General features: G+C 54.2%; 13 protein-coding genes and 1 pseudogene. 6 read left to right on the forward strand and 8 right to left on the reverse strand.

What is annotated here, in order from left to right:
• Positions 1-155 precede the first annotated feature (155 nt).
• The 3 genes from BN3772_RS08615 to BN3772_RS08625 are packed head-to-tail and all read left to right on the forward strand — an operon-like array spanning position 156 to position 5,389.
• Entirely contained in the window at positions 156-1,874 is a 1,719-nt protein-coding gene (locus BN3772_RS08615; RefSeq protein ID WP_052380426.1) for a TerB N-terminal domain-containing protein, read from the forward strand.
• Entirely contained in the window at positions 1,875-3,194 is a 1,320-nt protein-coding gene (locus BN3772_RS08620; protein WP_042198749.1) for an ATP-binding protein, read from the forward strand.
• A complete protein-coding gene (locus BN3772_RS08625) occupies positions 3,191-5,389 on the forward strand; it encodes a DEAD/DEAH box helicase (protein ID WP_042198751.1) in 2,199 nt (732 codons plus the stop codon). The genes BN3772_RS08620 and BN3772_RS08625 overlap by 4 nt, the downstream gene beginning before the upstream one ends.
• A gap of 164 nt (positions 5,390-5,553) precedes the next feature.
• Here BN3772_RS08625 and BN3772_RS08630 read toward each other — a convergent pair whose 3' ends face one another.
• The 6 genes from BN3772_RS08630 to BN3772_RS30570 all read right to left on the reverse strand — a co-directional run bounded on the left by BN3772_RS08630 (position 5,554) and on the right by BN3772_RS30570 (position 9,869).
• A complete protein-coding gene (locus BN3772_RS08630; protein ID WP_042198753.1) occupies positions 5,554-5,910 on the reverse strand; it encodes a DUF4190 domain-containing protein in 357 nt (118 codons plus the stop codon).
• A 101-nt stretch (positions 5,911-6,011) separates the two neighbouring features.
• Positions 6,012-6,797 (reverse strand): GNAT family N-acetyltransferase, encoded by a 786-nt coding sequence (locus tag BN3772_RS08635; protein WP_042198755.1) that lies wholly within the window; start codon positions 6,795-6,797, stop codon positions 6,012-6,014.
• A 118-nt stretch (positions 6,798-6,915) separates the two neighbouring features.
• Positions 6,916-8,124 carry an MFS transporter gene (locus BN3772_RS08640; RefSeq protein ID WP_052380427.1) on the reverse strand — a complete coding sequence of 403 codons (1,209 nt, stop codon included), beginning with the start codon at positions 8,122-8,124 and terminating at the stop codon, positions 6,916-6,918.
• A gap of 48 nt (positions 8,125-8,172) precedes the next feature.
• Positions 8,173-9,108 carry a LacI family DNA-binding transcriptional regulator gene (locus BN3772_RS08645; RefSeq protein ID WP_042198757.1) on the reverse strand — a complete coding sequence of 312 codons (936 nt, stop codon included), beginning with the start codon at positions 9,106-9,108 and terminating at the stop codon, positions 8,173-8,175.
• 155 nt (positions 9,109-9,263) lie between these two features.
• Entirely contained in the window at positions 9,264-9,434 is a 171-nt protein-coding gene (locus tag BN3772_RS30885; RefSeq protein ID WP_167336660.1) for a hypothetical protein, read from the reverse strand.
• Between the two features lie 192 nt (positions 9,435-9,626).
• Positions 9,627-9,869, reverse strand: coding sequence for a carcinine hydrolase/isopenicillin-N N-acyltransferase family protein (locus tag BN3772_RS30570; RefSeq protein WP_157643565.1), 243 nt, complete (start codon positions 9,867-9,869; stop codon positions 9,627-9,629).
• A gap of 172 nt (positions 9,870-10,041) precedes the next feature.
• Between BN3772_RS30570 and BN3772_RS08655 the strand changes: the two genes are divergently transcribed.
• The 3 genes from BN3772_RS08655 (at position 10,042) to BN3772_RS31195 (ending at position 13,222) form a co-directional block, all read left to right on the forward strand.
• Positions 10,042-10,722, forward strand: coding sequence for a succinylglutamate desuccinylase/aspartoacylase family protein (locus BN3772_RS08655; RefSeq protein WP_086074480.1), 681 nt, complete (start codon positions 10,042-10,044; stop codon positions 10,720-10,722).
• Between the two features lie 149 nt (positions 10,723-10,871).
• The gene (locus tag BN3772_RS08660) at positions 10,872-12,767 is read left to right on the forward strand and encodes a heavy metal translocating P-type ATPase (protein ID WP_042198765.1); all 1,896 of its coding nucleotides are present in this window, start codon (positions 10,872-10,874) and stop codon (positions 12,765-12,767) included.
• 110 nt (positions 12,768-12,877) lie between these two features.
• Positions 12,878-13,222, forward strand: a complete 345-nt coding sequence (locus tag BN3772_RS31195; protein ID WP_042198767.1) for a hypothetical protein — start codon at positions 12,878-12,880, stop codon at positions 13,220-13,222.
• Between the two features lie 103 nt (positions 13,223-13,325).
• On the opposite strand, the pseudogene BN3772_RS31700 reads toward BN3772_RS31195, so the two are convergent.
• Together BN3772_RS31700 and BN3772_RS31200 are read right to left on the reverse strand one after the other, a co-directional pair.
• A pseudogene (locus BN3772_RS31700) lies at positions 13,326-13,526 on the reverse strand (ATP-binding cassette domain-containing protein); the annotation flags it as partial.
• A complete protein-coding gene (locus BN3772_RS31200; protein ID WP_042198769.1) occupies positions 13,429-13,647 on the reverse strand; it encodes a hypothetical protein in 219 nt (72 codons plus the stop codon). The gene BN3772_RS31200 and the pseudogene BN3772_RS31700, both read right to left, overlap by 98 nt.
• Positions 13,648-13,817: the final 170 nt, after the last annotated feature.

Consider the following 13,817-nt stretch of genomic DNA (forward strand, 5'->3'; position numbering starts at 1 on the left):
ACGGCATAGCCGTTTCTACTTGTTTGTGAAAAATAATAAGAACGGATAGACCTGTGGTCTTAAACCATTCGGGTGGAGGTATACGCTGCATCAGGCAGACGTCGTATATGATATAATGTTGAAATGACTATGGTATACGAGTGGAGAGATTACGGATGCCCAAAGATAAGCAGGGCCTGCATTTCTCGGAGCTGGTCTGGGAGAGCAGCGAGCAGAATATGGCGGTTCCCCCGCGGGGGTCCGTACACAGCCTGAGTAGCAGCACGGTTAATAAAAAGACGGACAAAAACGGACAGGCTGGCGAAGCTGCTCCGCAGCAGCTGCAGCTGTGGGATCTGGAGCAGGGCAGCCCGTCCGCTTCCGCGGAACGGTCTGTGCAGAAGGCGGATCAGCCTAAAGAGTGGAATATTCCGCCAAAGGAACCCCGGATGAAGTCGGCTCCTCCGCTGCCGCGTATAGCGCCATCGGCATCCACCGCCAAAAAGGAGTCGGAAAGCGAATTCGTGCAGCAGGCGGCTGAGCTCGAGGATATGACTGCAGATGAAGCGAAGCTTGTTCCGTTCAAAAGCTACTGGCCGAGCTACAGCCATATGACTGCTGAACAGAGCCGCTGGTACTTTTACTGGCGTAATGAGGTTAGACAGGGGAGATTCCCGAAGACGGATTTGTCTTATATCTTTCTGCATGTATATGAACTCATTAACGGCATCGGCTGGAGAGAGCCGGAGGAGGGTTACCGGCAGCTGGGGCTGATCTGGGAGGCTTACCGGACTCAATATAAACGGCTGGACCAGTATCTCGGCAGCTGGATGGCGGATTTCTCCTTTGTGCACAAGCTGGATGTCCCTCTGTCGCTGATTGTTGCGCGCACACGCGGATTGTCCGGCGACCTGGCGGAGATCGAGCTGCTGCGCTGTCTCAGCTCCGCTCCGGAGCAGCTGACCTTTGAGGTCCTGACGGTGATGTCCGATTATGATATCAGCAAGTCCAAGTTCTATGCCGGTGAAGGAAAAGAAGCGGCTGAACGCTATATACCGCAGGTGGTAGCCTTAATTGATGCCTATGTCGCGAGAAAGCACGGGGCACGGCTGATTGAAAAATTCCCTCCGGGTCCTCCGGTTATGCGGGAGCGCTATTTGTTCCGCAGTGCAGTATACGATATCTCGCGATACGGCTATTCTGTACTTGTGCCTGTCGTACGGATCAGCAAACTGCTGCCGCTGCGCAGCCTGATTACCCGCCTGTTCCGGCTGACCGAGAATAAGCTGAGGGAGCTGACGGGCTTCCGCGGCCGGCTGAAGGATATCCGGATTGACCCGGACATGGACGAGCTGATCACCAAATATCTGCGGCGGGAATTCCGCAAAGCGGAGCAGGAGGCTAAAGGCCCGGCGGTTGTGATCGACCAGTCGAAGCTGGAGCAGCTGAAGAGTGATTCAGAGGTTGTCCGCAGCCTGCTGACTGTAGAGGCATATGAGGAGCCGTTGACGGAGCAGTCCTATGAACCGGAACAGAATATAATAGAAGAAGAGAACAGCCCGGAACAGGATTATGGCCAGCTGATTGAGGTCAATACTGCTGCTGATGGCAAAACTTCTGCTGTACAGTTATCTGACGGTGTTCCTCCCGAATGGGCGGAGCTCAGCGGTGAATTGCTTCCGCTGCACCGGGAGGTGCTGCTGGCACTTGCTGCAGACAACGGATCTTCACAGGTTAATAGAATTGCTGCTGCGGCCGGAACGATGCCGGAGCTTGTATATGATGAAATCAATGAGCTTGCGGTGAACATACTCGGTGATCTGCTGATTGACGGTGAGGAGCTGGCTGAGGAATGGAAGCCGATGCTGTATTTATTTAATGAGGTGAATGATTAAATGAGTGAATTAAAAATACCAAAACGGATGACAACCGCACTGGTCAATTCCCTGACTGCCGGGGTCGTGCCGCGGATCGGACTGGAGCATATCGCTGTAGGACGCCGGTCTGAGGTGGAAGCGATCCTCCGGGATATGGAGAATATCGCAGATGGCGGTGCGGCCTTCAAGCTGATTACCGGAAAATTTGGCAGCGGTAAAAGCTTTCTGCTGCAGATTATCCGCAACTACGCGATGGACCGTGACTTTGTGGTGGCGGACGCAGACCTGTCGCCTGAGCGCAGGCTGGTAGGGACGAAAGGGCAGGGGCTGGCGACCTACCGGGAGCTGATGAGCCACCTGTCAACACGCACCCGTCCGGATGGCGGAGCGCTGGAGATCATGCTGCAGAAATGGATCATGGGCCTTCAGCAGGCTGTGATACAGGAAAAAGGCATTTCTCCGGATGCCCCGCAGCTGGCGGAGGAAGTGGAGCAGCGGATTTATACGGTCGCCTCGGGCATGCGCGGACTGGTGCACGGCTTTGATTTTGCCAAGGTGCTGGCTTCTTACTGGAATGGCCACAAGCTGGCAGAGGACGAGCTGAAGCAGGATGCGCTACGCTGGCTGCGGGGCGAATTCGCCACCCGTACAGAGGCACGAAAAGCGCTTGGTGTCGGTGTCATCATTGATGACGATAACTGGTACGATTATATGAAGCTCTGGGCGGAGCTCACCGGCGCGATCGGTTACAAAGGCTTGCTGCTGTTTATTGACGAAGGCGTGAATCTCTACAAAATTACGAACAGCATCTCCCGGCAGAGTAACTATGAGAAGCTGCTGACCATGTTCAATGACACGATGCAGGGCAAGGCGGAGCGCCTGGGCATCTTCATCGGGGGCACCCCGCAGTTCGTTGAAGACGGACGGCGCGGCCTGTTTAGCTACGAGGCTCTGCGTTCGCGGCTGGTTGCGGGACGTTACGGAGCGGCAGGGCTGAATAACTTTACCGGGCCGATTATTGCGCTGGAGATGCTCTCGCATGAAGAGATTCTGGTACTGCTGCAGAAGCTGCGGGATATTCACGCTCTGCACTACGGCTATGAAGCCAGGCTGACCCAGGAGCAGCTGGTGCATTTCATGGAGGAAGCCGTGGGCAAGCTGGGTGCGGACGAGCTGCTGACCCCGCGTGAAATTGTGCGTGATTTCATGGATCTGCTGCATACGCTGAGCCAGCATCCTGAGCTGTCCTTTGAGAAGCTGGTCGGGGAGCGGACGATTAAACCGGATGCAACCGATGACAATGAGCTGGACGGCCTGCTGGCGGAGTTTGACCTATGAGCAGCAACCCGTTCTACAGGCTGGCCCCGTTTATTAAAGAGTTCATATACAAGAACCGCTGGGAGACGCTGCGCGAGGCCCAGGTAGATGCCTGCCGCGTACTGTTCGACACGCCGCATCATCTGCTGATCGCCTCCGGGACGGCTTCGGGGAAGACGGAGGCGGCTTTTTTTCCGGCGCTGACGGAGCTGTATGAACGCCCGTCCGATTCCGTGGGCATTCTCTATATCGCGCCCCTTAAGGCACTGATCAACGATCAGTTCACCCGGTTAAATGATCTGCTGCGCGAGGGCAACATCCCGGTCTGGCACTGGCACGGCGACGTGCCGCAGGCCGACAAAACCAGGCTGATGCAGAAGCCTTCCGGCGTCCTCCAGATTACTCCGGAGTCGCTGGAAGGCCTGCTGATGAACCGGCCGAATGCCATTCCGGCCCTGTTCCATGATCTGCGCTTCATCATCGTTGATGAAGTGCATGCGTTTATGGGCGCGGACCGCGGCATCCAGGTGCTCAGCCAGCTGGCGCGGATCTCGCGGATGGCCGGCTGCCAGCCGCGGCGGATCGGGCTCTCCGCTACGCTCAGCGACTATGCCTCCGTGACGGAGTGGCTGGCCGCCGGAACGCGCGAGAGCGTAGAGGTCTCTGCGCCGCAGGGCGGACGCAAGCTCCGGCTGAGCGTGGAGCATTTCTCGTTCCCGGATGCGCGGGACGAGGTACAGGCCGAGCGGCTGGAGCAGGCGCGGCAAAGCTATTACGGGTTCATCTATGACCATACGCATCTGAAGAAGGCGCTGGTCTTCACGAACAGCCGCACGGATGCGGAGGAGACCATCCTCGAGATGCGGCGGGTGGCCGCGAAGCGCGGGGAGCGCGACGTGTTCCATGTGCATCACGGCAGCATCTCGTCGATGCTGCGCGAAGAGACGGAGGCCGCGCTCCGCGAGGGCTCCGGCCCTGCTGTTGCCGCAGCGACGCTGACGCTGGAGCTGGGCATTGACCTTGGCGAGCTGGAGCGCGTGCTGCAGCTCGGCGCGCCTTACAGCTGCGCGAGCTTCGTGCAGCGGCTGGGACGGTCCGGACGGCGCGGCGATGCAGCGTCCGAGATGATCTTCGTCACGCCCGAGGAGGAGGACGAGGAGGCGCAGCTTCCCGCGCGGATGCCGTGGACGCTGCTGCGGGCCATTGCAGTCATCGAGCTGTACGTGCGCGAGAAATGGGTGGAGCCGCTGAATGTACGGCAGCTGCCGGTAGGGCTGCTCTATCATCAGACGATGAGCATTCTCAAGAGCATGGGCGAAGCCGAGCCTGAAGACCTGAAAGAAGCGGTATTAACACTGCCTTCCTTCCGCAGGATCGATCCGGCGGATTATGACGCTTTTATGGAGTACATGATTGCAATGGGTCATATCGAGATGATAGATGAGGGCACAGTGCTGATCGGCCTGGCCGGCGAGAAGATCGTGAATAACTTCCGTTTCTACGCGGTGTTCAAGGATGATGAAGAGCATGTTGTATATAACGGAACCGAGGAGATCGGTTCCATTACTACTGTGCCGCCGCCGGGTTATTGCTTCACGCTTGCCGGCAAGCTGTGGAAGATCGAAGAGGTCGATAACCGCCACAAAGCGGTCTATGTCAAAAGCTCGCGCGGCAAGGTGGATACCCTATGGCTTGGCGCAGGCGGCGATGTGCATACCCGCATCATGACCAAGATCCGCGAGGTTCTTGGCTCAACAGCAATATATTCATACCTTGCGCCAAGCGCGGCTGCCAGGCTGGAGCGGGCGCGCCGGCTGGCGAAGGAGAGCGGACTGCTGACCCGCGAGGTGCTTCCGGCTGGCGGCGATTCGATCTTTATTCTGCCCTGGGCCGGCAGCCGGCAGTTCCGTACGCTGGAACGCCTGCTGAAGAACAACCTCAAGGGCCGGCTCGGCCTGCGCTCTATTGTGCCAATGGAGCCCTATTACATGGTCGTAGCCGGCAAGGCGGATGCGGAGACGCTGGAAGCAGAGATTATCGCAGAGAGCGTGGCAGCTACCGATCCGTTATCCTTGCTTGGGCCGGATGAGGCTCCGTACCTCGGCAAATATGACGAGTTCATTCCTCATGACCTGCTGCGCAAGGCTTTTTCCCTGGACGGGCTCGATGTGCCCGGACTGCTGTCTGTGCTGGACAGGTGGAAACGCGGGGAGTAAGCGCCGCAGGAGTTGCTGTTTGACCAAAATGGATTTTCGCCAGCTGTTTTCAATGGCTCCGTCTTTCAATTAGCAAAAAAAGCAGCACATACCGGTATAGAAACCGTTATCTGCTGCTTTTTTCACTTTAATCATGCGTAACCTTTTATATTTCGTAACACTGTTTAGATATTATTTGTATTGAGGTAGAAATTGCTGATGGTGTCCTCTGATCCTACTGCAAACAAAATAATAACCACAAAAAAGATGATAAGCAACGCGTAAATAATCGTACCGACAATGCCGCAGACCAGCCCGGCAATGGCCAGGCCTCGGCCCCCTTCATAACGGTTACGGATCTCCTTCAGGGAGAGGGCAGACAGAATAATGGCCACGATTCCGAACAGCAGGCCGATATAAGGGGTCACGATGGAGAGAATTCCCAGGACCAGCGAGGCAATAGATTTGCCGTTCGTTTGTGCAGGCGGAGGCGGCGGGGGAGGGTAGTAATCCTGTTGTTGACCATAGGGTTGATAATTCATGATAAAACTCCTCTGACTAAATGATGGCTAATGCGTCTTATAAAAAGCTCATACGTTCATTATATTACATATGTTCCCGTTATAGGAGATCTCAGGTTCATTTATTTCTGCTGCGGTGTGTAATTTATCCAGTGCTGAAGTTTTACTGCCAGCTTAAGTCCAGAAGCTTCAGCCAGCCGGATGGACGGCGTGTTGGTATCCTGCACCTGATATCTGGGAATATAACCCCTCTCCAGGGTATGGTGTAACGCTGTCCGGAGCACGCGTGCTGCAAGTCCTTGCCGGCGGCCTGATGCAGCCGTATGTACGGCCCCGATCTCCCAGATCTGCTCTTCGTTGCGGAAGACGATGCAGGTGCTGAGCGGAGTTAGTTCCCCGTAAATAGCCACCGAGAAGGCGCCATCCTGAAAATAATCCTCTATCTCCTCCGTAGTATATCCGTTCTCCATCCACAGCGGCAGCAGCTGCTCATCCAACCGGCTGCTAACGGTGGCCTGGCCGTCCGGGATGTAGCTGTGTCCGGGAACAGAGCTGTAAGAGTAGAAGCGGCGGACTGGCGTGAGCGGGAAATAAGGAGCAATAGCCTCACCGGCCTCCTCCTGCAGCTTGAATACAAGCCTGGCGTCAGCTGGAATTCTTCGTATAAGGTCAGGAAGCAATTCAGGGCTGGTGTAATCCATAAGGACGACGTAATCCGCCTCTGGGTATACTTGCCTGTCGTAGTAGTAAGCATCTGCCGGCATCATCAGGACCACGCCCCACTCTTTTCCTTGCTCCAAAAGATAGCAGTCCATCAGCTGATGGTAGGCTGTCAGCATCTTTAACGGGGTAATGTTCTTAAGCGGGTTACTGCGCAGGTAACACATAACCGTATCGTAATTACTCATTTTTTCATCACCTCCGTGTACTCGTAATTCACATATTCTACTACAAACCATCCTGCCTGGCTCTACTTATATCTGCGGATCTGCTTAAGCGTTAACACTGCTGCAGTCCCGAACAGGCTTAAAAGAGCTCCGGCAGCTGCCAGAACCTGTGAGACGCCAAATACATCCGCACCTGCCGAGAAAACGGCCAAGCCCAGCGGGGCGGAGCCACACTCATCAGTGAACCCAATACGCCGAACATCCGGCCCTGCAGCTCTTCCGGTACCTCCAGCCTAAGAATGATATTAATCAGTAAAGTACTGAAGGAGAAGGTGAAGCCGATCAGTAGAATGACGGGAAGTGCCGTGTTCATGGAGGAGGTGAAAGAGAGGAGAAGATAGAGCGGTCCGAGCAGCAGCAGGCTGGCAGAAATGACTTTACCGCGCTGCTTCAGCTTGCTGCCCGCCAGAATAATTACTCCTGAGCCCAGCATGTAGCCGAGCGGAATACTGCTCTCCAGCAGCCCGAACTGCAAAGGCGCCGCTCTCCAGACCTGAACAGCCATCACCTGGGTAAGCATCAGGCAGGAGAGGAAGAACATGGTAAGAACAGGCAGAAGAATAAGTATTGACCGGGCAAAAGAATGGCTCCAGATATAGCGGAAGCCGCCGGTGACATCCTGCTTAAAGGAATGATGCGCAGTAGAGACAGGAGAATTGGCAGCAAAAGCGCCGGCAGCTGCAACCAGCAGAAAAGCCAGCATGAACGTCATTCCGTCAACAAATACGGCCCATGCTCCGCCAAACGCGGCAACAAATATACCGCCCAGGGCATAACCGGTCGTCCGCGAAATATTCTCTGATAGCGTCATCCAGCCTGCAGCCTGCTGAATATAAGTTTTACCAACCACAGGAAGAAGGGAGGCCTGGAAGGCAGGTGCCTGAAACTGTCCGGCTGCTGTCACAATTCCGGTCAGGCAGATAATGAGAATATAGGACGGGGATTGTTGTGTAAGCGTGAATGCAATGGCCAGCACGGTAAGGCTCTGGACAAGATAGGAGCACAAAATCAGCGTTCTGCGGTTCATACGGTCAGCAAGTGTACCGGTGACACTCCCCAGCAATGAGCACAGAAGCAGGTTACTGATCGTTAATACGCTCATCATCCGCGCACTGCCTGTTTCCTGCAATACCCAGAGGCTGAGCGCCAGGGCGTGAAAAGCGTTCCCCAGAACAGACAAGGTGCTGGCTGAGAAAAGCAAAAGGAATACCCTGTTCTTGTGCAGAGCCGGGTACATACGGGGCTGCTCGGTTAACGGTTGGCCGGTTCCGGCGGCAGTTGGAATCATAGCGTGACCTCCTATAATAACTTAAACGTTTAAGTTATTATAAAGAAATTAAGGAGCGACATCAACTAAAAATTGGTTGCCCGCAGCAATAGCAGGGTCATCCGGTGCGGAATTCAGCTTCACCATCAGTTCAAAAGCAGTCTCAGCCCGGTCATTCTGAAACCGGATAATCCTAGCATCCGGCTGCACAACTTCCGGGAATCCGCATGTGCACAGCACTGTAACCGAGGCGGCGAGCCCGGTGCGTTCAACCGCTTTTGCCAGAAATTCATTCATGACAATAACATGCTTACCCTGGTTCCGCTGTAAAAATGCTTCAAGCTCTTCATACGCCTGACCTGCTCCAGCCGATACATAAATATCTTCCCTGGCTATTCCGGAATTGTCGATAATCCAGCTTGCAAGTGCTGTATTGTTAAAGCTCTCCATAACTAGGCAGCAGGAAGCAGCAGCAGAGGAGACCGCCGATTGCAGCGCCTGAGGGTAATTATAATTAACCTGATTAAACATCCGGTCATTGATTAGGCTGCCGATCAGAATCAGGGGGACACCGTCCACAAAATTAGCGGAGATCCGGTAAAACATCTCGTCCATGACATCCACGACGAACACAGCATCCAGCTTGCGCTCCCGGATTATATCCATCGCCGGATTCAGCGGATCAAGGCTGATTACCAGTGTATGGTAGCCTGCCGCGGTTAGCTTTGACTCCAGACTGTCGGTCAGGGACATATGGCTCTGGCGCTTCCAAAAGGGAAGGTTCTGAGATTGGTTAATGAGGATGCCTACCATTCCCGTCCGCTGGACAACAAGCGAGCGCGCAGCCAGATTAGGGACATAGTTCAGCTCCTTGGCTATACTTAGAATGCTCTGGCGGGTGGGGTCAGGGATCGTCTGGTTTTTGACATTATTCAGCACATAGCTGACCGTAGCCACCGATACATTAGCCAGCCGGGCGATATCCTTCATCGTTGCTTTTTTCATCCTGTATTCTCCTTTAATGTGGACAATCCTAGAAGAAAAGACTATCATTCACGGCCGGAAGAAGTCAATCTATGCAGCGATATTGAGGCCTTAAGAAGATGTGAAAAAAGCCGCTCAAGTCATTATCGTGACTATGAGCAGCCTATGGCTGAGAGCTAGGTTTCGTTTTTGGTCACTCCGTTAAGACTCGGTACATAGTCAGCTGCTTTGTCCGGATCAACCATTTGCGGAATCTCTGTAATTGAAGCGTGGTTCTGCTGGTTGTGTTTTTTGTCGGCACGGTTATTTGCGCGGTCGTATTTCGGGTCAGCACTGTTTTTGGGCATGAAATTCACCTCCGTTTGCTAACCCATAGTATGAGACGGCTGCTGGCATTTTATTCCGATCCGGCGATTCACTAAGATATTGTAAGTGTATTCAGTCACGCCAGAAGTCAGGGCTGGACGGTTCGTCCGGCAGCTTGGCATAGTATTCACTGATTCCGGGAGGGTTGCTGCAGCTGAAGGTTCTCCACGGATTCAGCTGCGGTGAACCGAAGCAGACATGCAGCTCACGGGCTGCGTTATCACACAGCTGTCGAGCACTGCCCGTACCACCCCCGGAAAAACAAAACCTGTCTCCGACAGAGCCGGTCTTATCCGCCCGGACGTTGTTGTTATACATAGTCCTTCTTCGTTCATGCCGTCATATCGTCCGAATAATTGAAGCGCAAATCCGGTATGCGCCGGCTTGCCTTTAACTCTGGTGGTACTGAGCAGCAATTGATTATAGGGAGCATCCTCCCAGCCAAAGTCATATTTTGTTTAGCCCGTTCCAGCAAATGTCCATACCCGGGGCGGCAGGCTGCATACATTATAGGAAGATATCCTTACACGCAATTAGCAGAGTATGCTGCTTAACGCAGGTTACGGAATCGTAAAGGAGGAGCTGCCTGTGTCCGCTACAAAGCATATCCTTGCACCGAATACGCCCTATGCGACCCCGTATTATGTGATCAATGGCCATAGGCCGGGTCCGGTCTTTATGGTGGTATCAGGCATCCATGGCAATGAACCGGCGAGCATCCGCGCAGCGCAGGCGCTGGCGGGGAGATTCCGGCGCAGGGAGCTGGTGCTTGCCGGCGGCAGATTGATCATAGTTCCGCTGGTGAATCAGCGGGCTTACCGGCAGAAGAGCCGGGGGGTACCGGATCTAAACCGGACATTTCCCCATGTCTCAGCTTCCCGGGCGGGCCATCCGCTGTCTGCTGCACTGTTCCGTCTAGCCCGGCAGCATCGTCCCGCCTGGTATCTGGATTTGCATGAAGCTAACGGACTGTCCCAGCTTAACCGCAAGCGTGTAGGCCAGACCCTGCTGGTAAGTCAGGGCACAAGTGCAGCTGCTGCAGCCCGCCGGATTATTATTAAGATGAACCGAAAGGTCGGGATTACCGCTCACCGTTTCAATATCAAGCACCGGGAGCGCTCCGGTACCTCACGGATGGCGGTCCAGCAGCTGCTGGGAGCCCGGGCTGTTACGGTTGAAACCTGCTGGAGCTTAGATTTTGCCCTGCGGGTCAAATACCAGCAGCAAATGGTATCGCATTTTTTAAAAAGAGCAGGAATGATAGGCTGAACATTGCAGGCTGGTCACGCAGAAAATGCGTGTTCAGCTTTTTTTATTGTACAAAATTCTGTGATACAAAAATCACATACAATATGCCCCCTGGGGGGATATATTTCATGATAATAGTTCTCATTTATAATAAATAAGGAGTGATAATCATGGGAGAAGTGGCTGTAAAGAAACGTTCTGTAAGAGTAGTCTGGGAGAAAAACGGCGGGATCTTCATTGCTGCAGCCTGTCTGGTGCTGATTGCACTGGCCTGGCTGCTGGAGAGGCAGGGTATGCAGGCAGGGGCCATTACATTGTTCGTGCTGGCCTATGCAGTCGGCGGATACCGCAAGGCCTGGGAGGGTATGGAGACGTTAATTAAGGAGAAGGACCTTGATGTAGACCTTCTGATGGTCGTGGCCGCAATCGGAGCAGCTGCAATCGGATATTGGCTGGATGGTGCTGTGCTTATCTTTATTTTTTGCCTGAGCGGAGCACTTGAGGAGTATTCAATGGAGAAGACGAATCAGGATATTGCGGCTATTCTGAAATACCGTCCAGAGACAGCCGTGTTGCTGAAGAACGGAACGGAAGTAACCGTTCAGGCCTCTCAGCTTATAACCGGAGATATCGTACGGGTCCGGCCGGGTGAGCGTATTCCGTGTGACGGTATTGTACTCGAAGGGGTATCTGCTGTTGACCAGTCAACCTTGACCGGAGAATCCGTCCCTGCCGATAAAATGCCGGATGACGGTGTCTACGCAGGTTCGATCAACGGACAGGGTGCGCTGAAGCTTCGTGTTACACAAACGGCGGAAGATACGCTGTTATCAAGAATTATACATATGGTGCAGGAAGCCAAAAATGAGACCCCGCCGAGCCAGCTTTTTGTCGAACGGTTCGAAGGCATCTATGCGAAGACTGTAGTGGGGGCAGCGCTGCTGCTGATGGTTTTGCCGCCTTATCTGCTGCAATGGACATGGGAGGATACCATCTACCGGGCAATGATTTTTTTGGTGGTTGCTTCGCCTTGTGCACTGGTGTCATCCATTATGCCTGCTATTCTCTCGGGAATTTCCAATGCGGCGCGCAAAGGGGTTCTTTTTAAGGGAGGCATTCATCTAGAGGCTATGGCCGGTGTGCAGGCTGTTGTATTTGATAAAACCGGTACCCTTACAGAAGGCAAGCCTGTGATAACCGGCGTGTACCCGGCAGAAGGGATGACAGAAGCAGAGCTGCTGGGCCTGGCAGCTTCCCTGGAGCAGCTCTCCCGGCATCCGGTTGCCCGGGCGGTAGTTGAATACGCCGGAGCTAAGCAGATTGCGCTCGCGCCGGTTTCTGCAATGCAGGATGTGACCGGATTCGGCGTCAGCGGAATTGTGAACGGTGCCCTCTGTATGATCGGCAAACGAAGCCTGCTCCACACTCACAAGCAGGATGAACGCAGCCAGGCGACAGCAGCACAGCTGGAGGCAGGCGGCAACACGGTGATTTACGTTGAAGCCGGGGGACAATTTGCCGGAATGCTTGCGGTTCAGGATAGGGTCCGCAGCTATTCGGCAGAGGCGGTAAAGCAGCTTAAGGGTATGAACAAGAAGGTTATCATGCTCACCGGAGATGCCCGTCACACCGCTCAAGCCATCGCCCGCCAGTGCGGAATTGATGAGGTCTATGCCGAAATGCTGCCGGACGGGAAGCTGGAGATGATTAAGGAGCTAACCGGGAAATACGGTAAGGTTGCCATGGTAGGTGACGGGGTCAACGATGGCCCGGCACTGGCAGCAGCTTCTGTCGGTATAGCCATGGGAGCTGCCGGAAGCGATGTCGCCCTGGAAACAGCCAATGTGGTGCTCATGAATGATGATATTACAAAAATTCCGTATGCAATCACGCTCGGCAGACGTACGAGCCGGGTGATCAGACAGAATATTACCTTTGCGCTGGCGGTCATTGTGATTCTGGTTGTCTCGAATTTTTGGGGCGGGCTGAATCTGCCGTCGGGGGTTGTAAGCCATGAAGGGAGCACACTGGCAGTTATTCTTAGCGGACTCCGTCTGCTGAGATAAAGCGGGGTGAATGGGGTAACCCTTCCATTAGATGGAATGCTCAATGTCATAGGAGCCGAGCCCCGGAATATGATATTTTTAGGCAAATTTCATGCCAAGGGGGAAGACAAGTGATTACTCCGGATAATCTTGAAACGTATTATGTCAGAATAGGCAGGCTGAAGCAGCGTTATCTGCCGGAACGGTTTGAACAGGATCTGCCTGCGTTTGGCTCCCACCAGGAGGCGGCAGAATGGTTCCGCTCCCTTTTCAGCGGAGATTTTATCTTCGTGGAGGTTATGGAAGCGGCAGGCGCGGAGCAGTATTACCAGTATGATATTATACATGACCGGGAAATCTGGGAGCGCAGGCAAAGGGATATCCGTGAAAAAGGGGCCGCCAGCGGGCTTGGAATGCTGCTGTGCGCCCAGCGGGTTGATATCTATGAGGACGGCTCGGTGCATCTGGCAGTGTGAATAACGGCCGTCTGGAACGATTGTATCCGTTCCGGGCGGCCGATTGCCGCAGATGGGCCGGAACACCGGCAATCCGCAGCATAAATTCCACATTCTCATAAGCGGTCATCATCGAAATGAGCGCAAAGGATTGAAACACTAGGCCCATTTCAGTCCGCCGGAGCTCATCACGCCGGCGTTCCGGGAGTTCCGTAATGTCGCGTCCGTCAAACAGAATGCTGCCTTTTGTCGGCTGATCCAGGGCACCAAGCAGATTGACCAGCGCGGTCTTGCCTGATTCGGATCTGCCCTTGAAGGCAATCAGCCTGCCTGCCTGCCGGCAGCGCCAGGTCGATGTCCCGCAGCACAGTGACTGCGCTGTTCCCGCTGCCGAAGGTACGGGAGATGCCGCTGGCACGGATAATGTCGCTAGCTGGCGTATTCACCGTTACAAACCTCCTATCCATAATTGGTATAAGTTCTGACACTGCAGGCTGTCTGACATTATGTATTTGAAAACGCTGACAAAAACTCATCTATAATTTACTACATATCCTGTAAATAACAATGCCTTAAATCGCTGCTTGTGGATCAACCGCACCGCTTCATCCCGCAA

Origin of the sequence: Paenibacillus camerounensis (assembly GCF_000723885.1) — a bacterium.
Classification (GTDB): Bacteria; Bacillota; Bacilli; order Paenibacillales; family Paenibacillaceae; genus Paenibacillus_AQ; species Paenibacillus_AQ camerounensis.